The 20,784-nt window shown below is 68.3% G+C and carries 19 protein-coding genes; 14 read left to right on the plus strand and 5 right to left on the minus strand.

All coding sequences use genetic code 11. The features are described 5' to 3' along the window. Positions 1 to 33: 33 nt before the first annotated feature. Positions 34 to 354, minus strand: a complete 321-nt coding sequence (locus BM249_RS15975; protein ID WP_091973824.1) for a hypothetical protein — start codon at positions 352 to 354, stop codon at positions 34 to 36. Between the two features lie 177 nt (positions 355 to 531). Between BM249_RS15975 and hemC the strand changes: the two genes are divergently transcribed. Next, positions 532 to 1,455, plus strand: a complete 924-nt coding sequence (gene hemC / locus BM249_RS15980) for a hydroxymethylbilane synthase (protein ID WP_091973827.1) — start codon at positions 532 to 534, stop codon at positions 1,453 to 1,455. Between the two features lie 3 nt (positions 1,456 to 1,458). Here the strand turns inward: hemC and BM249_RS15985 are convergent, their stop codons facing one another. Then, positions 1,459 to 2,508: a GSCFA domain-containing protein gene (locus tag BM249_RS15985; protein WP_091973829.1), complete on the minus strand. Its 1,050-nt coding sequence runs from the start codon at positions 2,506 to 2,508 to the stop codon at positions 1,459 to 1,461. A gap of 178 nt (positions 2,509 to 2,686) precedes the next feature. Here BM249_RS15985 and BM249_RS15990 point away from each other — a divergent pair, with 178 nt between their 5' ends. After that, on the plus strand, positions 2,687 to 3,577 hold the full coding sequence (locus BM249_RS15990; protein ID WP_091973832.1) for a WcbI family polysaccharide biosynthesis putative acetyltransferase: 891 nt from the start codon (positions 2,687 to 2,689) through the stop codon (positions 3,575 to 3,577). Between the two features lie 32 nt (positions 3,578 to 3,609). On the opposite strand, the gene BM249_RS15995 is transcribed toward BM249_RS15990, so the two are convergent. Further along, the gene (locus BM249_RS15995) at positions 3,610 to 3,969 is read right to left on the minus strand and encodes a response regulator (protein WP_244528813.1); all 360 of its coding nucleotides are present in this window, start codon (positions 3,967 to 3,969) and stop codon (positions 3,610 to 3,612) included. 121 nt (positions 3,970 to 4,090) lie between these two features. Here BM249_RS15995 and BM249_RS16000 point away from each other — a divergent pair, with 121 nt between their 5' ends. The 10 genes from BM249_RS16000 to BM249_RS16045 all read left to right on the plus strand — a co-directional run bounded on the left by BM249_RS16000 (position 4,091) and on the right by BM249_RS16045 (position 15,831). After that, the gene (locus BM249_RS16000; RefSeq protein WP_244528814.1) at positions 4,091 to 4,531 is read left to right on the plus strand and encodes an Hpt domain-containing protein; all 441 of its coding nucleotides are present in this window, start codon (positions 4,091 to 4,093) and stop codon (positions 4,529 to 4,531) included. Positions 4,532 to 4,806: 275 nt separating this feature from the next. Further along, positions 4,807 to 5,343, plus strand: a complete 537-nt coding sequence (gene pal / locus BM249_RS16005) for a peptidoglycan-associated lipoprotein Pal (protein ID WP_091973841.1) — start codon at positions 4,807 to 4,809, stop codon at positions 5,341 to 5,343. Between the two features lie 135 nt (positions 5,344 to 5,478). Further along, positions 5,479 to 6,429: a tol-pal system protein YbgF gene (ybgF, locus tag BM249_RS16010; RefSeq protein ID WP_091973959.1), complete on the plus strand. Its 951-nt coding sequence runs from the start codon at positions 5,479 to 5,481 to the stop codon at positions 6,427 to 6,429. Positions 6,430 to 6,470: 41 nt separating this feature from the next. Then, a complete protein-coding gene (gene tilS / locus BM249_RS16015) occupies positions 6,471 to 7,517 on the plus strand; it encodes a tRNA lysidine(34) synthetase TilS (protein WP_177232437.1) in 1,047 nt (348 codons plus the stop codon). A gap of 49 nt (positions 7,518 to 7,566) precedes the next feature. Continuing rightward, positions 7,567 to 9,489 carry an ATP-dependent zinc metalloprotease FtsH gene (gene ftsH / locus BM249_RS16020; protein ID WP_091973844.1) on the plus strand — a complete coding sequence of 641 codons (1,923 nt, stop codon included), beginning with the start codon at positions 7,567 to 7,569 and terminating at the stop codon, positions 9,487 to 9,489. Between the two features lie 204 nt (positions 9,490 to 9,693). Continuing rightward, positions 9,694 to 11,037, plus strand: coding sequence for a phosphoglucosamine mutase (glmM, locus tag BM249_RS16025; protein ID WP_091973847.1), 1,344 nt, complete (start codon positions 9,694 to 9,696; stop codon positions 11,035 to 11,037). A 65-nt stretch (positions 11,038 to 11,102) separates the two neighbouring features. Next, positions 11,103 to 12,518 (plus strand): phosphohexomutase domain-containing protein, encoded by a 1,416-nt coding sequence (locus BM249_RS16030; RefSeq protein ID WP_091973850.1) that lies wholly within the window; start codon positions 11,103 to 11,105, stop codon positions 12,516 to 12,518. A 313-nt stretch (positions 12,519 to 12,831) separates the two neighbouring features. After that, on the plus strand, positions 12,832 to 13,701 hold the full coding sequence (locus tag BM249_RS16035; RefSeq protein ID WP_091973852.1) for an outer membrane protein: 870 nt from the start codon (positions 12,832 to 12,834) through the stop codon (positions 13,699 to 13,701). Between the two features lie 237 nt (positions 13,702 to 13,938). Next, complete coding sequence (locus BM249_RS16040; RefSeq protein ID WP_091973964.1) at positions 13,939 to 14,793, plus strand: outer membrane protein; 855 nt, start codon at positions 13,939 to 13,941, stop codon at positions 14,791 to 14,793. Between the two features lie 72 nt (positions 14,794 to 14,865). Beyond that, a complete protein-coding gene (locus BM249_RS16045) occupies positions 14,866 to 15,831 on the plus strand; it encodes an outer membrane protein (RefSeq protein ID WP_091973967.1) in 966 nt (321 codons plus the stop codon). Between the two features lie 31 nt (positions 15,832 to 15,862). Here the strand turns inward: BM249_RS16045 and BM249_RS16050 are convergent, their stop codons facing one another. Then, positions 15,863 to 16,411, minus strand: coding sequence for an HNH endonuclease (locus tag BM249_RS16050; protein WP_091973855.1), 549 nt, complete (start codon positions 16,409 to 16,411; stop codon positions 15,863 to 15,865). A gap of 663 nt (positions 16,412 to 17,074) precedes the next feature. Here BM249_RS16050 and BM249_RS16055 point away from each other — a divergent pair. Both BM249_RS16055 and BM249_RS16060 read left to right on the plus strand, forming a co-directional pair. Beyond that, positions 17,075 to 19,693: a DUF3772 domain-containing protein gene (locus BM249_RS16055; protein WP_244528818.1), complete on the plus strand. Its 2,619-nt coding sequence runs from the start codon at positions 17,075 to 17,077 to the stop codon at positions 19,691 to 19,693. A gap of 40 nt (positions 19,694 to 19,733) precedes the next feature. Then, the gene (locus BM249_RS16060; RefSeq protein WP_425284840.1) at positions 19,734 to 20,231 is read left to right on the plus strand and encodes a CAP domain-containing protein; all 498 of its coding nucleotides are present in this window, start codon (positions 19,734 to 19,736) and stop codon (positions 20,229 to 20,231) included. 39 nt (positions 20,232 to 20,270) lie between these two features. On the opposite strand, the gene BM249_RS16065 is transcribed toward BM249_RS16060, so the two are convergent. Then, positions 20,271 to 20,681 (minus strand): MAPEG family protein, encoded by a 411-nt coding sequence (locus BM249_RS16065; protein ID WP_091973861.1) that lies wholly within the window; start codon positions 20,679 to 20,681, stop codon positions 20,271 to 20,273. Positions 20,682 to 20,784: the final 103 nt, after the last annotated feature.

A 20,784-nucleotide genomic window follows, 5' to 3' on the forward strand; every position in this document is an offset into this window, starting at 1 on the left:
ATCGCCCCATCGGTCGTTGTCATCGAACGGGTCTCATCGCAACGCCATCGCGATGGCGCGCAGCCGCGACGGCAGGGTGAGGATCTGCTCCAACACATCCCGGCGGGCGCAGGCGGCGTCCATGAGCGCCCGCGGCAGGAAGCCCGGAAGCCCGCCGCCGCCGCAGGGCATCATGGCCGACAGGGCGAAGACGCAGAAGGATGTGACGGAGCCCACTAGGAACAGGCGCGTCAACAGGCCCGGTCCGCGACGGCGGGGAGCGGAGCGCGCCGCGCGGCCGGGGTGCCCCGAGGGTGTCGCCCCGGCCGCGTGGACCGGATCGAGCACGGCCTGCCCTCCCTTGCCCAATGCCATCCCCCGCCTTTCCCCCTCAACGCAGGCGCACAGAACACGCCGACCCGATAAGTTCGCCATAAGGCGATCGCTCAAATCCGCCGGATCGAATTCGGCTTCCGACCGCCCGGCCCGGTGACAGGGCCGCGCGGACTGCGTACCACGGCGTCAGGCCCCTCTCCGGAGCGATCCCCGCCCATGATCCAGCGCCCCCTCCGCATCGGTACACGCGGCAGCCCCATGGCGCTGGCCCAGACCGGACTGGTGCGGGACCGGATCGTCGCGGCCAATCCCGGGCTCGAGACCGAGATCGTGGTGGTCAACACCGTCGCGGACCGTATCCTCGACCGCCCCCTCTCGGAGATCGGCGGCAAGGGCCTGTTTACCAAAGAGCTCGAACAGGCGCTCTTCGCCGACGTGGTCGATGTCGCCGTGCATTCCATGAAGGACGTCGAGACCTGGCTGCCCGAGGGCCTCGTCATCGCCTGTATCCTCGAACGCGACGATCCCCGCGACGCGTTCCTGTCGCCCCGGGCCACGGGGTTTTCGGACTTGGAGGCGGGCGCCCGCGTCGGCACCTCGTCCCTGCGGCGGGCGGCGCAGGTGCTCATGCGCCGCCCGGACCTGCGCATCGTGCCCCTGCGGGGTAATGCCAACACCCGGATGCGCAAGCTGGAGGAGGGGACCTGCGACGCGACCCTCCTGGCCCTGTGCGGCCTGGAACGCCTCGGCATGACCGAGATGGCCCGCAGCGTGCTCGCCGTCGACGAGATGCTGCCGGCCGTTGCGCAGGGGGCGCTCGGCATCGAGTGCCGAGAGGCCGATGCCGAAGTGCGGACACTCCTCGCTCCCCTCGCCTGTCCGCGCGCCACCGCCGAACTCGACGCCGAGCGCGGTCTGCTCGCCGAACTCGACGGTTCGTGCCGCACGCCCATCGCGGCCCTGGCCCGGATCACGGGCGATACCCTGTCCCTCGACGGCCTCCTGTTCCTCCCCGATGGCAGCGCCCACTGGGCGGTCCAGCGCTCAGGGAGCGTCGCCGATGCCGCGCGGATCGGCGCGGAGGCCGGGGCCGAGCTGAAACGCGCGGCCGGCGACACCTATTTCAAGCGCCTGCAGTAACGCTCAGACCAGACTCCGCTCGATGGCTTCCTCGTCGCACACCACCGTGGCGGCCCGGGCGTATTCCAGGCCGAGGGGGTGCGGCACCCGCGTCAGGGGCGGCGCATCGGTGAAGGCGGCGAGGAACACCCGCATGACGTGGGCGACGCCCTCCGGCGTCACCGATCTCAGGTCGTCGGCATAGTAGCGGCCGGCATTCGCCGTGCTCGTCACGATCTCGTAGGCGGGAAAATAGACCGCTCGCGGCTCGGCCTCCACGATCTCCTCCGCCGCCACCCGCAGGGCCGCCTTGCTGTAAGCGTTCGACACGAGGACGTGCCGGTCGGCATAGGAGGCAATGAGCGGCACCGGCGACACCGTGAGGATCACCCGGGCGCGGGCATTCACGGCGAACAACCGGGCGAGGAACGCCAGCATGTCGTCCCGCACCGCCCCGGCGCGGGCATTGACGAAGGCGTAGCGGGCCGGGTCGAACCCATCGGCGATCACCCCCGGCGCAACCGGGAGGACGGCACCATCGGCCCGGTGTTCCCAGCCCTCCGTGAGCCCGAGGGTGAACACGAAGACGTCGAGCTCCTCGAACATCCGCCGCACGGCCGCGAGGTGTTCCGCGCGGGCGGCGAGCAGCGTGGCATCGTCCGCGTAGCCGGCTGGCTCGACGGCAGGGCGGAACGGATCGACGCGGCGTCCGTCGGGCCGGGTCCAGGCGACGAGCTCGGGTTGGTAGGTGCCGTAGGCCCGGTCGAACAGCTGCAGGAGTTGGCGCGCCGTGTAGACGTTGCCGTAGCGGGCGGAATAGACGCCGTACTGGCGCGCCTCCGCGTCTTCGGCCGACAATCCCTCCGGGGCCGCCTCCGCGAGATAGCGGCCGAACCCGGCCTCCGTCAGGGCGCGGGAGACGTGCTGGGCGAAGCAGGAACCGGCGGTCGCCACCCGCGCGCCGGGGGCGATGGAGAACGCGCCGCTCGGCCCCGGCGCCAGGGCGAAGGGCGGCACCCCGGCCACGACCTTGCGCCAGAATCGCTCGGCCGGTAGATCGGCGTAAGGGTTCATCACCACGGCGGCACCTCTCATCCGATCGCTCACAGGCTGGCCGTACCGGGCCTTCGGACGGATCGAAACCCTCGGGCGATCCCTCCGCTCCGCAACCTCTTGGTCACCATCCTGGGCGGGACCGTGGCGTCGCCCCGACCTCGACGCGGGGCCGGAGCGCCGGGGGCCGCGCATCGCCGTGCTGGGCAATTGTCAGGCCGAGGGAGTCGGCCGTGCCCTGCGCCTGATTCTTCCCGATGCGCGGGTGACCGTCCTGTCCCTCGCGGCCCTGCGCCGCCAGCAGGGTAGTCTGGCGACCTTGAGGCGCAGCCTCGCCCCGTTCGACCACGTCTTCTCGCAGTTCTTTCCGGAAGGGCTCCTCAAGGGCGGCAACGTCCACGCCCTTGCGGAGGGCGACGCGCGCCTGCGCCTCTTCCCCACGATCCTGTTTCCGGCCTTCCACCCGGACATGGTCCATGTCGGCGATATCGGTGCCCTCTCGGCCGCCCGCCTCGTGCCTTCGCCCGTCGGGCCGTACCACTCGGCCATCGTCCTGTGCGCCTACCGCGAAGGCCGGACGGTGGCGCAAACCCTGGGGCTGTTTCGCGACGACGTGTTCGGGCGTCTCGGCTATTACGACGCCTGGAACGATGCGAGCGCGTATCTCCTCGGCAGCGCCCGCGACATCGGCTTTCCCCTGGACGCCGAACTGGCGCGCTGGTCGCGGCGCGGCTGTTTCATGCACGTTCTCAATCACCCGAAGCTGTTCGTGCTCGGCGACCTCGCGCATCGTCTCGCCCGGGAAGCCGGCTTGTCCCCGGTCGACGTCGCCGTGGAGGATTACCTCGTCGATGCCCTCGCGGCGGACGCGGTATGGCCGCTCTACCCGGAAATCGCTCGCCGATACGGCCTCGTCGGCGGCACGCGGTTCAAACCGAAGGAGCGGGACGGCGTGGCGACGCTCCTCGATCTCCCGGCCTTCGTCACCGGCAGTTTCGAGATCTATGCCCGGCTTCCCGTCGAGGGGCTCGTCTGCTCGCGCGTCTCCGCTTGGCGCGACGATCCGGCGGTGCGGGCGCTATTCCGATAGGGTGGCCCGCGTTTCGGGCTGAGCGGTGATGCTCAACCCGCGGCGCGCAGGTCGGCGGCGGCGCGCGGGTACGCTCCGGCGGCGAGGCTGGACGCGAGGTCCGCGAAAGGTCGAAGCTGAAACGGCTTGGAGACGAACAGACTGGTGCTGACGGCCCGCTGCCGCGAATGCACCGCGCCCGAAATGTAGACCACGGGACGGTCGGGATGCAGGGCACGGAATGTGTCGGCCACGCTCCAGCCATCGACGAGGCCCGGCAGGTCGATATCGGTGCACAGCCAGGCGATCGTCGCGCCCAGCTCGCGAATCACCATCAGGGCCGCTTCGCCGCTCGAAGCGGCGGCGACGGTGCAACCGCTCCGCTCGCAGGCCCGGGTGAGCAGGTCGAGCAAGAGGTAGTTATCCTCAACAATTAAAACTCGATCGGAGGAGTCCATCGCATTTTCCAACTCTTTCCACTCGGGAAGCTATGCTGTATTGGTTAATCCTCCCTGCTCAGACCCGCGACCCGCCGTGCCGAGACTGTCAGCACCCACCGATTCGGCCACCGCTCATGACGAGACGACGAGCCTGCATGCGCAGGCTGATTCCTCCGGCGCGCTCCCGGTCTACGATCCCTCGACGCTCATGGAACTCGAAGGCGTGTTCGGGCATGTTCGCCTGATGGAACTCCTCGGGCACCTGAAGGACGAGATCGGTCAGCGGTTCCTCGCGCCGGTCATCAATCGCACCGCCCTGCGGAACGACGCCCACGCCCTCCTGTCGGTGAGCGGCTCCCTCGGATTCTTCGAATTGTCCCGTCGCTGCATCGAGATGGAACAGGCTTGCCGGCTCGGTTCCGACTTGGCCGATCCCCTGGATGCCGCCCACGCGGCGGCCAAAGGCGCCATCGCGGCGATCGAAGACCTCGTCGGCCGCGTGGTCGAGCCCCCGCCGGCCATCTGTGTCGCCTGAAAGCAGCGCGGTTCCGGATCGACCCGCGCGGTAAGCTCCCATCCGTCGGGACGCGGCCTCGAACGCGTCAGCTCCCTGCCCGTTCTTTGGCCGTTCTCGAACGGCGTGCGGTCGCGCACGGCACAAGCCGTCATTCGATGGCCAAGACGTTTCGTCAAGGTTGACGGAACCTTCGCTTAACCTGACCGGATTAGACCCACGAGCCTTAAGGCGCTGCCGTGCGGGCCACCACCGGGCACGGGCCGGGCGCAGGTGCCGTCCGAGGAGAACAGACCATGGTCACGATTGCGCGCTCCCGCGTGATGAGCCTCGCGGCGGCCCTCTGCGCCGCCCTCAGCGTCGCAGCCTGCAGCAACGACAAGGATCTCGCCGACGCCTCCGGCTTCGGAGCCAGTGGCGCGGGCGGTGCCGGCGGTGCTTACGGCGCCGGGGCCGGTACCCCCGGCAGTGCCCAGGATTTCGTGGTGAACATCGGCGACCGCGTGTTCTTCGAATCCGATTCCACGGACCTGACCCCAACCGCCACCGCCACCCTCGACAAGCAGGCGGCCTGGCTTCAGCGTTACCCGCGCTACACCTTCCTCATCGAGGGCCACGCCGACGAGCGCGGCACCCGGGAATACAATTTCTCCCTCGGCGCCCGCCGTGCCCAGGCCGTGAACGATTACCTCGCCGCGCGTGGGATCGCCTCGAGCCGCATTCGCACCGTCTCGTACGGCAAGGAGCGTCCCGTGGCCGTCTGCAACGACATCTCGTGCTGGTCGCAGAACCGCCGTGCCGTCACCGTGCTGGATCGCGGCGCAGGGTCCTGAGCGCCACTGCCGCGCCTCGCCCGGCCTGGCTGCGACGGGCGCGTCGAATTTTTGCCGCGATGCGGCACACCTGTTATGGGGCGCAAGGGCCGCGTTGCCGGCCTTTACGGGACACGTTCACCGGTGCCGATCGCCATGCTCCGTCGCCTCCTCCTCGCCACCTGTTTCAGCGTCGCGGCCTTGCTGCCCGCCGCGGCTCAGGACGGCTCCGATTTCGTCGTGCGGCTGAACCGCTTGGAGAACCAGTCGCGCCAGCAGGCGGGACAGATCGAGACGCTTCAGCACGAGAACCGCCAGTTGAAGGAGCAGCTGCGCAAGTTCCAGGAAGATGTCGAGTTCCGGCTGCAGGAAGCCAAGGGGGGTGACAAGGGTGGGCGGCCCGCTCCGGTGCCCGGAGGCAATCCGGCGGCGCAGAAGCCGGCCAAGCGCAGCGACGCCTTCGACCCCGAGCAGAATCCGGGACGCCCGGGCGCACCGATGCCCCTCGGCACGACCCCACCGAGCTCTCCCGTTGCCGAGGCGCCGCGCCCGCGCGCAGTGCCGCCCGCCGTGGCGGACATCGAAGACGACGAGGCCGGGCCCGCTCCCTCCGGTTACGGCGAGCCCGTCGACCTGACGCCACCGCCGCGCGTGCCGACGACGGGCGCCATCGCCCCGCCGGCCCGTCAAGGCAGCAGCGTGGCCGCCACGGGCACGGGTGACGCCCGGGCCGATTACGAGGCGGCGTACAGCTACATCCTGCAGCGGCAATACGAGCAGGCCGAAATGGGCCTGCGCCAATTCATTCAGTCCCACCCCCGCGACGGGCTCGTGCCGGCCGCGACCTACTGGCTGGGTGAAAGCTACTTGCAGCGCAACCGCAACCGCGAGGCGGCCGAGCAGTTCCTGAAGGTCTCGACGGACTATGCTCGCTCGGCCCAGGCGCCCGAGGCCATGCTGAAGCTCGGGACCTCCCTCCACGCCCTCGGGGCGAAGGAGCAGGCATGCGCGACGCTGGCCGAACTCGAGCGCAAGTTCCCGAGTGCCTCCCCCGCCGTGCGCCAGGGCGTGACCCGCGAGCAGAAGCGCGCCCGCTGCGCGGCGTGACCGCGCCCGAGCCCGACTCCATCGCCGCCGAGGCGGCGCTCATGCCTTATGTCGCCCCGGCGGCCCCGCATGGGGGCGTGGTTCTGGCGGTTTCGGGCGGTCCCGATTCCATGGCGCTCCTGCATGCCGCTTGCCGGGCCGGCGCGACGGTGCCGCTCCACGTCGCCACCGTCGATCACGGCCTGCGAACCGCCTCCGCCGCCGAGGCTTCCGGCGTCGCGGATACCGCCCTACGACTCGGACTCCCGCATCGAACCCTGACCTGGACCGGATCGAAGCCGGCCACGGGGCTGCAGGCGGCCGCCCGCTCGGCCCGCTACGACCTTCTGGCCCGATATGCGGAGAGCGTCGGTGCCACCTGGGTGCTCACCGGACACACGCGGGACGATCAGGCCGAAACCGTCCTCATGCGGCTCCTCGCCGGCAGCGGTCCGGCCGGCCTCGCCGGTATGCGCCCCGAGCGCGCCCTGACCGGAACCGTGCGCCTCGGACGCCCGCTCCTCGGTCTTTCGAAAGCCAGTCTCGTCGCGTATTGCGCCGGCTTGAGACTTATCCCCATCCAAGATCCGTCGAACGCCGACCCGCGTTTCGCCCGCGCCCGCCTTCGCGGCCTCCTGCCCGATCTGGCTCGGGAGGGCCTGAGCGACGCCCGCCTGTGCCGCCTCGCCGCGCGCTGCGCCCGCGACGACGACGCCCTCGCGCGGGCCGCCCGCGACGCCTACGCGGCAGCGCGCCGCCCGGCCGAAGCCCCCGCCCTGGTGCGCCTCGACGCCCCCACGCTGGAGGCCCTGCCGGACGCGATCCTGATCCGCGTCATCGCGCAGGCTCTCGACGGGGCCGGTGGTCGGGCGCGCCTGGAGCGTCTGGAAGGATTGGTACTCGAGGCCCTTCGCCCGGCCCTCGCAACCGGCACGCCCCTGCGCCGGACGCTGGGCGGATGCCTCCTCGCCCTGTCGCGGGGGAGGGGGCTTACCCTGGCGCCGGCTCCCGCCCGCAAGAGCGGCGCGGACGGCCTTGCCGCAGGCGCGCGCGATTTACTTGGCAAGGGGAGCGGGGGTGCCTACATTGGCCCGGAGTGCCCGGACTGATATCCGCTGCTTCGCAGAGCGGACCCGGACACCCCCCAGGGATTGATCGATGAACCCGAATTTCCGCAACTTCGCCTTGTGGGTCGTCATCTTCCTGCTCGTGCTCGCCCTCGTCACCCTGTTCCAGAATCCGGGACATCGTGGCGGCGGCACCGAGATCGCCTACAGCCAGCTCCTGAACGACGCCGATGCCGGCAAGATTCAGACGGTTGTGATCTCCGGGCAGGACGTCAGCGGCTCCTACGTCGGCGGCGGCAACTTCACCTCCTATGCGCCGAACGACCCGAGCCTGGTGTCGAAGCTGCAGAGCAAGGGCGTGCAGATCTCCGCCCGTCCGCCGTCCGACAACACCCCGTGGTTCATCCAGCTTCTCGTGAGCTGGCTGCCGATCCTCGTGTTCATCGGCGCGTGGATCTTCCTGTCCCGGCAGATGCAGTCGGGCGCCGGCCGCGCCATGGGCTTCGGCAAGTCGAAGGCGAAGCTCCTCACGGAGGCGTCCGGCCGCGTGAGCTTCGAGGACGTGGCCGGCGTCGAAGAGGCCAAGGAAGATCTTCAGGAGATCGTCGAGTTCCTGCGCGACCCGCAGAAGTTCCAGCGCCTCGGCGGCCGTATCCCGCGCGGCGTGCTTCTCGTGGGGCCCCCCGGTACGGGTAAGACCCTCATCGCCCGCGCGGTGGCGGGTGAGGCGAACGTGCCGTTCTTCACCATTTCGGGTTCGGACTTCGTCGAGATGTTCGTCGGCGTCGGCGCGTCCCGCGTCCGTGACATGTTCGAGCAGGCGAAGAAGAACGCGCCGTGCATCATCTTCATCGACGAGATCGACGCCGTGGGCCGCCATCGCGGCGCCGGCCTCGGCGGCGGCAACGATGAGCGCGAGCAGACCCTCAACCAACTCCTCGTAGAGATGGACGGGTTCGAGGCCAACGAGGGCGTGATCATCATCGCGGCCACCAACCGGCCCGACGTCCTCGACCCCGCCCTGCTGCGTCCGGGCCGCTTCGACCGCCAGATCATGGTGCCGAACCCAGACGTGATCGGCCGCGAGCGCATCCTGCGCGTCCACGTCCGCAAGGTGCCCCTGGCACCGGATGTCGACCTCAAGGTGATCGCGCGCGGCACGCCGGGCTTCTCGGGCGCCGACCTCATGAACCTCGTCAACGAGTCGGCCCTGCTGGCGGCGCGGCGCGGCAAGCGCATCGTCACCATGCACGAGTTCGAGGACGCCAAGGACAAGGTCATGATGGGGGCCGAGCGCCGGACCCTGGTGATGACCGAGGACGAGAAGCGCCTCACCGCCTATCACGAGGGTGGCCACGCCATCGTCGCCTTCAACGTGCCCGCCACCGATCCGGTGCACAAGGCGACGATCATTCCGCGCGGTCGGGCCCTCGGTATGGTCATGCAGCTGCCGGAGCGCGACAAGCTCTCCATGAGCTTCGAGCAGATGACCTCGCGCCTCGCCATCATGATGGGTGGACGCATCGCCGAGGAGATGATCTTCGGGGCGGACAAGGTGACCTCGGGCGCCCAGTCAGACATCGAGCAGGCCACGCGCCTCGCCCGCATGATGGTCACGCGCTGGGGCTTCAGCCCCGAGCTCGGCACCGTCGCGTATGGCGAGAACAACGACGAAGTGTTCCTCGGGATGTCCATGGGCCGTCAGCAGACGGTTTCGGAAGCCACGGCTCAGAAGATCGACGCGGAGGTTCGCCGCCTCGTCGAGACCGGCCTCGAAGAGGCCCGCCGCATCCTCGGCGAGCACAAGGACGATCTTGAAGCCCTCGCCCAGGGCCTGCTCGAGTACGAAACCCTTTCGGGTGACGAGATCCGCAATCTCATCGCCGGCAAGCCGCCGGTTCGTGATTCCGGTGACGGACCGTCCAGCACCGTGCGCGGGTCCTCGGTGCCCTCCGCCGGTCGCGGTCGTCCTCGCGAGACCGATGGCGGATACGAGCCACAGCCCCAGGCCTGATCGCCGGCGTTCATCGAACGACAAGAGAGCCCGCCCGCAAGGCGGGCTCTCGCATATCCGAGGATGGTCGCAGCCCGAAACCACCGGTTCAGGGTTGCGCGCCTATCCTCCCGACCGACCGTGGCGTGGAACGCCGCGAGGGGCCGCCTCGGGTCCATCGCGCGCTGGGAGCCCGCCGCCTCTGAAACAGACGGATCGTCAGCCATGTCGCGCAAGTATTTCGGGACCGACGGGATCCGGGGCCGCGCCAACGGGGTCATCACACCCGAACTGGCTCTGAAGGTCGGCCAAGCGGCCGGACTGATCTTCCAGCGGGGCGACCATCGCCACCGCGTTGTGATCGGCAAGGATACCCGCCTCTCGGGCTACATGATCGAGACCGCCCTCATCGCGGGCTTCACCTCCGTCGGCATGGACGTGCTGCAGCTTGGCCCGATGCCGACGCCGGCCGTGGCCATGCTGACGCGCTCCATGCGGGCCGATCTCGGCGTGATGATCTCGGCTTCCCACAACCCGTTCGAGGACAACGGCATCAAGCTATTCGGCCCGGACGGGTTCAAGCTCAGCGACGACGTCGAGCGGGCGATCGAAGCCCTCATCGACGGCGAGTTGCACAAGCGCCTGTCGGGTTCCCGCGACCTCGGCCGTGCCAAGCGCATCGAGAGCGTGCACGCCCGCTACATCGAGTTCGCCAAGCGCTCCCTGCCGCGCAACGTCACCCTCGACGGCCTGCGGATCGTCGTCGATTGCGCCAACGGCGCCGCCTACCGCGTCGCCCCCGAGACTCTGTGGGAACTCGGCGCCGAGGTGATCGCCATCGGTGACGAGCCGGACGGCTTCAACATCAACCAGGATGTCGGTTCGACGGCACCGGCGGCTCTCTCCGCGAAGGTCCGGGAATTGCGTGCCGATATCGGCATCGCCCTGGACGGCGATGCGGACCGCGTCCTCATCGTCGACGAAAAGGGGCAGTCCGTCGATGGCGATCAGCTCATGGCCGTGGTCGCCCGCTCGTGGAAGGAGGACGACCGCCTGACCCAGCCCGGACTCGTCGCGACGATCATGTCCAACCTCGGCCTCGAACGCTATCTCGGCGGCATCGGCCTGTCCCTGGCCCGAACGGCCGTGGGGGACCGCTACGTCCTCGAACACATGCGCGAGCACGGCTACAACCTCGGCGGCGAGCAATCCGGTCACATCATCATGTCGGACTACGCCACGACGGGCGACGGCCTCGTCGCCGCCCTACAGCTTCTCAGCGTGGTCAAGCGGTCGGAGCGCGCCGTCAGCGAGGTGTGCCACTGCTTCGATCCGCTGCCGCAGATCCTGCGCAACGTGCGCTACCGCTCGGGCGAACCCCTGCGGACGGAATCCGTCGTCACCGCCATCGCCCAGGCCCGCGAGCGCCTCGGTGACGAGGGTCGTCTCGTGATCCGGGCCTCCGGCACCGAACCGGTGATCCGCGTCATGGCGGAAGGCGACGACCGCCACCTGGTGTCGGACGTGGTCGATACGGTGGTGGAGGCCGTGGCCAAGGCCGCCGCCTGAGGACGGCCATCCAACCCGGACGGTGTAAAGCCCCGGCGAGCCCGGGCCGGCGAAGGATTGGAGCGATGAGCGATCTGAAATTCGGGACGAGTGGCCTGCGCGGCCTCGTGACGGACCTCGCGGGCGGAGCGAGCGATGCCTATGCCGGCGCGTTCTTCCGCTCCGTCGCCAAAACGGCCGGCCCCGAGCGCAGCGTCGTCCTTGGCCGGGACCTGCGTGCGAGCAGCGCCGGCATCGCCGCGACCGTCGCCAACGCGGCGGCGATGGCGGGCTTCCGGGCCATCGACTGTGGCGCGTTGCCGACCCCGGCCCTCGCCCTCGAGGCGATGCGACGCGGAACCTGCGCCGTCATGGTGACGGGAAGTCACATTCCGGACGATCGCAACGGGCTGAAATTCTATCGACCCGATGGCGAGATCACCAAGGCCGATGAATCCGCCATCCTCAATGCACTCGGCCCCATCGCCCGCGCCGACGCCCTGCCGCCCGACGTGCCGGCGACACCCGACCCCGACGCTGCGGAACGGTATCGCCGTCGCTACCGCGACGCCTTCGCGCCCGATCTCCTCGCGGGCCTGCGGATCGCCGTCTATCAGCAGAGTTCCGTCGCCCGCGACCTGATGGCCGACCTGCTTTCGGCCCTGGGTGCCCAGGCCGTTCCCATTGGCCGTTCCGACCGCTTCGTGCCCATCGATACCGAAGCCCATCGCCCGGAGGACATCGCCTTCATCCGGGACATCATGGCGTCGGGCAACTTCGATGCCCTCGTGACGACGGACGGGGATGCCGACCGTCCCCTGGTCGCCGACGCGACGGGGCGAATCCTGCGCGGGGATGTCCTCGGCTTAATCACCGCCCGCTACCTCGGGATCGAGGCGGTGGTCGTGCCCGTGACGGCCGGCTCCGCCATCGAGCGGTCCGGTGGATTTCGGCAGGTCATCCGCACGCGCGTCGGTTCACCCTTCGTCATCGCCGGGATGGAGCAGGCGAAGGGCGCCGGCTTCGCAACGGTCGCCGGGTTCGAGGCGAATGGCGGATTCCTCCTCGGCTCCCCCGTGACCCGAGCCGGAAGAAGCCTCCCCGCCCTGCCCACGCGCGATGCCGTGTTGCCGATCCTAGCGAGCCTTGCCACCGCCCGCGAAGCCGGTTCGACGCTGGCCGCCCTGGTGACGTCCCTCGATGCCGGCGAGATGGCGAGTTCGCGTTTGCCCGAAATCGCGCCCGAGCGGAGTGGGGCCTTCCTGGCGCGCCTTGGTGAGACCTCGTTCCGGCAGACCTTCCTGGCACCCATCGGCACACCGGTCGCCGTCGACGGACAGGACGGAATCCGGATCGATCTCGACGGCGCGCGGACGATCCATTTCCGGGCGTCCGGCAACGCCCCGGAGTTGCGCTGCTACGCGGAAGCCGGCTCGGCGGCCGAAGCCGAAGATCTCGTGCGTTGGGGGTTGGACGCCGCGGCGCGGGCGATGACGTCCTGACGGCCTATCCAGGCTGGAGGCGAAATCCCGCACACGCCATCCGTGACAATGCGCGTGGTCGGCACGCCGACCGCTCATCGGAGGAAAGGATGCGCTTCGGCTCCCGATCCGGTTTCCCCTCGCTCAAAGCAGAGACCCACCCAAAGCCCGCGCGGCGCTTGAAGACAATCGGACGCCGCCGGGGCTGAAACGCTTCGGCAAGGATAAGATTTAACGTTAAACCACCTTTAACTCGCTTGCCGCAAGGATGTCCTCGTCATCAGAGCCGGTGCCTTTCGCCCCCGGCAAACGGTCGAGTGAAGGACTGAATTCCATGCGCCGCTCCAAGCTGAATGCTTTGGTGCGCTCCTTGACGCTCCTTGCGAGCGTAGGAGCGCCCTGCCTCGGGTATGCCGCCGACCTGCTTCCGCCCCTGCCGCCCGAGCCGCTGCCGCCGCCCGTCGAGATCGGCGGAGCCTGGTACCTGCGCGGCGATGTCGGTGTCGGCGCCGTGAGCTACGAGAAGGTCGTGACGACGGTGAAGGGCGGAGTCCTGCCCGGCGATTACGTGATTCATCAGAAGAACATGGGTGACCAGGTCTTCGCCGGTGGCGGTATCGGTTACCAGTTCAACGGCTTCCTGCGCGGAGACATCACCGGCGAGTATCGCGGCGGTAGCCGGTTCTCCTTCGTGGAGAAGTTCAATCTCCCCTATCCCAATGGCGTGCCGGCCAAGGGTATCGACTACGATCAGGGCAATCTGTCCTCCGTCGTCGCCATGGCCAACGGCTACATCGATCTCGGCACCTGGTACGGCCTGACACCCTTCGTCGGCGGCGGCATCGGCGCAGCCTTCCACACCATCAGCGGCTTCAACGACACCGGGGCCGGGTCGGCCGCGGGCGGATTCGGGATCGCGGCGACGAAGCGCACCACCACCCTCGCCTGGGCCGCCATGGCCGGTCTCGGCTACAGCGTGACGCCGAACCTGAAGCTCGAACTCGGCTACCGCTACCTGAACCTCGGCCATGCCGGCACCGGTCCGGTGACGTGTTTCAACGATCCGGGTTGCGGTGGCGCCTCCTATCGCCTGAAAGAAATCACCTCGCACGACGTCCGCATCGGCATGCGTTGGCTGATCGGCGGCGTCGGCGCCGTGGCCGAATATCAGCCCGAGCCGGCCCCGCTGATCCGCAAATACTGAAGCGATCAGTACCCTGTCTTGAAAGATCGAAACGGCGTGAACCTCGGGGTTCGCGCCGTTTTCATGTCACTTGTACTGACTCGGCTTGCGTTGAAGATTTTGCATTTAATCGGACGCTAACCCTCTTGCTGCACAAGATAAATCTTGAGGGGCATTGAAATCGCCCAGACAGCTTTCGCAAGTCCGGGGAAGACCATGATTCGACAGCCAAGCGCCGTGCGCCCGACCGTGTCGGCGATGCGCGCCGTCCTGATCGGCGCCGGACTGACCCTTGCGTTCCAAACCCCGGTGCGAAGTGCCGACTTGCTGCCGCCCGAACCGGCGCCCGTCGCCATCGGAGGCGGCTGGTACCTGCGGGCCGACTTCACGGAGAGCTACCTCCTGCGTCCGACGGATGCGATTCTGCCGGATCCCAGCGATCCGGGCATGCCGCCCCTGGTTCGCCGCACCCTCGGGCACGAGCCCGGCTATGGCGGCGGCGTCGGTTACCGCGTCACCCCCTGGCTGCGCATCGACGCCACCCTCGACCAGCGCATGCCCGCCGGTTACAGCGCCTATTCCTCGCGCAGCAATTTCGCCACGGGGTACAACGTCGAAGCCGGTCGTCTCGGCGTGCTCACGGGCCTCGTCAACGTCTATGCCGATCTTGGAACGTGGTGGGGCCTGACGCCGTATCTCGGTGCCGGTTTCGGCTTCGCGCAGAAGGATTTCCGCCGGGGCTACACGCAGACCACCTGCCTCCTCGACGCCTGCGACGGCAATCCCGGCATCGGTGCCCGGACGGCCGTGGCGCGCCCCAATCGATCGGTGACGGATTTCGCGTGGTCCCTCACGGGCGGCGTGTCCTACGCCCTCTGGGCCGGATTGAGCCTCGATGCGAGCTATCGCTACGTCGCTCTCGGCCGAGCCGCCTCGGGCTCCGACGCCTACGGCGGTCGCACCCGCCTCAAGGATCTCGCCGCCAACGAAGTCCGAATCGGCCTGCGCTACACCTTCGCGGATAGTATCGGAGCCCTTCCGAGTTTCCGGGACATGCCGGTCATGTGGAGCGGCGGCAACCCCTACGAAACGGGCGAGACAACGAACCCTTAAGGTTAATCACCTATCCGTTGGCGCATGGGCTTGGCGGAAATCCAGTCCTCCGAGCCTCCGAGGACGACATCGATGCGGATCCTGGCCCTCACGCTCCTGACCACGCTCACCCTCGGCGGCGCCACAATCGCCACGGCGGCCGATCTCGATTACGGCGTCCTGCGCGGCCCGGATTACGAGCCGGCGGCACCGATCATCGATTGGAATGGTGTGTATGTCGGTGGACACGGGGGGTATACCTCTGCCGCACTCGGTTTCCGGAATACGTTTCAGCCCCTCGTTGCGGGGGCGCTGATCGCAACGACGGCCGAATCGCAACTCAACGCCTCGACGCTGCTGAGCCCTCGGTCGCAGCGCATTGATGGGACAAGTTACGGCGCTTATGCTGGCTTCAACTACCAATTTGACGAGACCGTCGTGGGTGTCGAAGCAGATTACACACGCTTTGAGAAGTCGGGCCAATCGTCGGATCGAGTCTCGCGTTTCGCAACGACGAGCTTGGGCTACTTGGAGACCGTCACATTGGCCGGTCTTTCTACCACACGAATCGAAGATTTTGGGACTGTACGCGCTCGAGCCGGGTATAACTTCGGCAACTTCCTACCTTTCGTGACAGGTGGTGTGGCCATCGGCCGAGCACAGGTGACCGATGCGGTTGCCATCAGTAACTACGGATACGACCAAGCTGCGTACAAGGCGAATGTCGCTGCCAGTGCCACGACCACGACAGCGACGACGACTGCAGGCGTGACGAATGTAACTACTACAAGTCCCGGCGCCCAAGTGAACGTCGGCAATTTCGGTTACGCCTCCTTCAATGCGTCGAATCCAGACAGCAGCCGCCTTCCGCCCCCCCGCGTTGTGACTCGCGCCTCCACGAAGGTGGTTGCTGGTATCGCCTTGGGAGCTGGACTCGAATATGCATTGACCCAGAACATTATTCTACGCGGCGAGTACCAGTACGTGCTTTTCAACGATTTCGACGGCCACAAGGTCAACCTGAACACCGTGCGGGGTGGCGCGGCGGTGAAGTTCTGACGCGATCCCGAGCACCTGTCCGAGGGACCGTTCAGCTTTCCAGTTCGGAATCCCAATAGAGGTAATCCATCCAGGTGTGGTGGTACTGCCGGTGGTCGAATTCCGGCTGGCGGCGGTGCAATTCGTGCCGCGTCGGGCGGTGCGGCTCGTTCAAGAGCGGCATCTCGGCCTCGGCCGGCGTGCGGTTGGCCTTGCGCAGATTGCACGGCGAGCAGGCCGCGACGACGTTCTCCCAACTCGACAGGCCGCCCCGCGAGCGCGGCACCACGTGGTCGAAGGTCAGGCCGCCCGAGGGCAGGCGCAGGCCGCAATATTGGCAGGAGAAGGTGTCGCGCAGGTAGATGTTGTAGCGCGTGAAAGCGGGACTTCGCGCCAGGGTGACGTAGCTCTTGAGGGCGACGACGCTCGGCACCCGTAACGACCGGCTCGGGCTGCGGGCCTCGACGTCGTAGCTCGCCACCAGGGTGACGCGGTCGAGGAACAGGGCGGTGAAGGCGTCCTTCCACGACCACAGCGAAAGGGGATTGTACGACAGCGGCCGGTAATCCGCGTTCAGAACGAGCGTTTGGAGATCCAGCATGGCGCTTACTCTCTCGACGGGTCGACAGGGGGACAACGCGCGGGAATCGCCCGGCACGCTGCCCCTGTCCGATGGAAGATGAGGATTTTTCGAAGCTTGAACCGGGCCGCCCGGCGCCGGCCGCGGATCGGGCCGCAGGCGCTTGCAGTCCCGATCGAGGTTTGTGGACACCCCCCGCGCCCTGGAGCGGGTGCGCGCATCGTCCGGGGGGAGGGCTTAAGCCAAAAGCGGTCGCATCGGGCGGGAACGCCCGGTTCGTGGCAACGTCCATCGACGCCGACGACCGTCACCACCCCCTCGCATCGATACGAAAAGGCAGAGTCCATCGCGGCTTAGTCTAATATCAGCATGACATGCTTGTGAAGGTCATCCCGCGCAGGCGTGACGTCATGCCCCCAGGACGTTCGGGCTGCCCCGGGCGAACCGGCGGCGTCAGCCTTTCGCCCCATTGATCGGCGAAGGCGACGGCTCCCGCCCCGTAGCCCCCTCGGGCGCGCTCGACAGATCCCGTTGCCCATCGGGGTGGACGCGCGCGGCACCGGAGGGGGGTTCGAAACGCCCAAGGACGGCATCTTGCAGGATACGAACGCCCGAACCGCGCAGCGCCCCACGTCGCGGGACATCCGTCGCAGGCCCGGCGCGAGGCGCCTCGCTCGCCTGGCGTTGGCGGGCTGGCTCGGCCTCGGCCTGCTCGCCGGTGGCACGCATGGCGGGGAGGCGGCCTCGACGGCTCAGGCCACCCCACCCACGGCGCCCGGGGCACCACCGGCCCCCGCGCCCGCCGGACAGCCGGGCGCTCCCCCCGCCGCTCAACCGGCGGCACCCGGGACTCAGCCGGCCGCCCAGCCCGCGCCCGCCAAGCCACCGGCGCCCAAACCCGTCTCCGAGGAGATCAAGACGGTCCGCGAGACCCTCGACAAGGCGAAGGACGAGCTCGAACAGCGCGAAAAGATCCTGTCCGGCCAGAAGGTCGGCAGCGGCGATCTCACCCGTGCCCGCGATGGCGTCGACGGCATCGCGGACCGCATCCGGCACGTCATCGAGGTGACGACGCCGCGCCTGGAGGCGGCGCGTGAACGCCTGACCCAGCTCGGCCCCAAACCCAAGGAGGGTCCGGAGGGCGAGGATGTCGCCCGCGAGCGGACGGAGCGTGAGCAGGCCGTCGCCGAGATCGACGAGACCCAGCGCCTGGCGAAATCCCTCCTCGTGCAGAGCGACCAGATCATCGATCAGGTGACGAACCGGCGTCGCGCCGCCTTCACGCGCGACCTGTTCGAGCGCTCGACGGCCCTCGTCAGCCCGAGCCTGTGGATGAAGATCGCGGCCGACGTGCCGCGCGATGTCCGCGCCCTCCAGAACGCCATCTCGGACACCGCGGAACTCTTCGCCCGCAACGGCACCATCGGCAACCTGATCCTCCTCGGCGTCGCCTTCGGCATCTCCATCGCCCTGTATTTCGGACGCCGGAACATCGCGCCGCGCCTCGGGCGGCGCGACGGCAAGGCCGTCGATCCCTCGCAGCGCAAGAAGCTCCTCGCCGCCTGGCGGGTCTTCCTCCTCGGCACCGTTCCGGCGGTGCTGGGCAGCTATGCCGTCTACTACGCCCTCGACGCCACGGATCTCCTGCCCCTGCGGCTCCTGCCGGTGGCCGCCGCCATCCTGGGCGGCCTGGCGTTCATCGCCTTCGTCGAGGCCCTGTCCGACGCCCTCCTGTCGCCCGACAAGCCGTCCTGGCGGATGACGGCAATGACCGATGCCGCCGCCTCCCGCATCGTCACCTTGGCGGTGAGCATCGCGGTGGTGATCACGGTGGTGAAATCCATCGAGGCCCTCAACTCGGCGATCTCGGCGGCCCTGCCGATCTCTATCGCCACGCGCGGGATCGGCGCCCTCGCCATGTCCCTCATCCTCGCCATCGGCTTGCATCGCTTCGCCGACACGGCGGAGAAGGAGGAGGCCTGCTTCGGCCCCTACGTGGCACCCGAGGCCACGACGGGCATCGGCGGACCGGCCCGCCTCCTCGGCTGGGCCGCCGTGGTGGTCATCGCCGCGGCGGCGCTGGTCGGCTACGTGGCGTTCGCGACCTTCCTCATCGACCAGCTTGTCTGGACTGCGAGCCTGTTCGTCCTCCTGTTCCTGTTCATCAACAGCGCCGACACCTTCATCGGCGGAACCCTACGCGACGACACCAAGATCGCCACGGCGCTCCAGGCCAATACCGGCCTGCGCAAGCGGTCCTTGAACCAGATCGCCGTCCTGGCCTCGGGCTTTGCCCGCGTGGTCCTCATCCTGGTTGCGGCGCTTCTGGCGCTCGCGCCGTGGGGCCTCGATTCAACCGACGTGTTCACCTCGGTGCGTTCCGCCTTCTTCGGGTTCAAGGTCGGCGACGTCACCATCTCGCTCTCGACCATCGCGCTGGCCATCGGTCTCCTCGTGCTCGGCATGGCGATCACGCGGGCGATTCAGCGTTGGCTGGAGAACACCTACCTGCCGGCCACCGACCTCGATGCGGGCCTGCGCAACTCCATCTCGACCATCGCGGGCTATTGCGGGTTCCTCCTCACCCTCGCCCTGTCGTTCTCGTATCTGGGCCTGAGCCTGGAAAAGCTCACCATCGTGGCCGGCGCCCTGTCGGTGGGTATCGGTTTCGGCCTGCAATCCATCGTCAACAACTTCGTCTCGGGGCTGCTCCTCCTGTGGGAGCGTCCGATCCGGGTCGGCGATCAGGTGCTCATCGGCGACAGCGAGGGCATCGTGAAGCGCATCTCCGTGCGCTCCACGGAGATCCAGACCTTTGACCGTTCGGCCGTCATCGTCCCGAACTCGAACCTGATCTCCGGCATCGTGAAGAACCGGGTCCGGGGCGACCGCACCGGCCGGGTCTCCATCACCGTCAACGTCCTGCGCAATCAGGATCCCGTACGCGCCGCCGAGATGCTGGTGGCCTGTGCCAACGCCCACCCCGACGTCCTCAAGGAGCCCGCCCCCCGGGTGGTGTTCCGCAAGATCGGCGATCCGTTCCTCGAATTCGAACTCATCGCCATGATCGTCGACGTAAGTTTGGGCCTGAAGGTTCAGAACGATTTGAACTTTGCCGTGTTCAAGGCCTTGTCAGAGGTCGGAATGATTCCCGCCATGGGACCGGCGTCGAGCAACGTCGTCGTCCAGGGGCTGGAGCCGTTCCAGGAGGCCATGGGCCGGATCGCCGCGACGTTCGTGGAGCCAAAGGGGGATGCCGGCGGTTTGTCCGGTCGGACGGCCAGCGAGATGCCGAAGGGGTGAGCGGGTGAGGGGACATCGAGTGATCCACGGATGGTCGGGCGTGCGCGGGACCGGCGTCCTCCTGGCCGGCATTCTGGCGCTCGGTGGCTGCGCCACGCAGCCTCCCCTGGAGACCACCGCCGCCGCGACCCTGCCGAGCCTGTACTGGCCGATGACCACGGCGACGGCGCAGGTGGATGCAGCCACCGCCCGCGACATGATCTCGGCCTATCGCGCCCGCTCGGGCCTCGCACCCCTGCGCCTCGATCCCGAACTCCAGAAGCTCGCCGAAGCGGAAGCGGCCGCCATGGCGACCGCCGACCGGCCGAGCAAGGCCCAGACCGTACGGGTCGCCATGGAACGCCTCGGTCATCCGTCGGCGGGCGCCAACCTCTCGGCCGGCTACCACACCCTGGCCGAAGCCTTCTCGGGCTGGCGCGAGAGTCCGGCCCACAACGCCGTGATGCTGGCGCCCGACGCCACCCGCATGGGCATCGCCACGGCCTACGCGCCGAACTCGAAATATCGGGTCTACTGGGCGCTTCTGGTCTCGAGATAAGCGCGGCGCCCGGGGGCTTTCTCCGGGCGCACGCGGCCGTCAGTACGGCAGGATCTTGATGAAAAGGCCCCACAGGACGAACAGGATGCCGACAATGGACACGCCCCAGACGATGGAGCGGACCTTGGGCACACCGAAGCCGTAGACCGGCAGGTAGACGAGACGCCCGAAGAAATAGAGGTAAGCGCCCAGCACCACCGCCGTGTTGTGGCGCCCCACGGCGACGCAGGCGAGCACCAGGGCAGCAAAGATCGGGAACGTCTCGAAGAAGTTCTTCGACGCCTTCTCGAGGCGGGCGGCGGCGCCCGTCACCTCCGGGGTTTGGCCCTCGCGGTTGCCCGACGCCCAGGCGAATCCGCCACGCTGCTGCAGGCCGCTGGCGGACGCCGCGATGATGTGCACCAGACCGAGGAAGCAGGACCAGGCGAGGAGGCGGATTTCGACGGGCATCTTCGGGGGTATCCCTTTGAGCGTTGAGAGACCGTACCTAGACCATTGCGCGCGGAAGGGGCACCCGATGGTGCGAAACGTGAAACCGCCCGTGACTTGAGGC

This window comes from Methylobacterium gossipiicola (genome assembly GCF_900113485.1).
In the GTDB taxonomy this organism is placed as follows: Bacteria; Pseudomonadota; Alphaproteobacteria; order Rhizobiales; family Beijerinckiaceae; genus Methylobacterium; species Methylobacterium gossipiicola.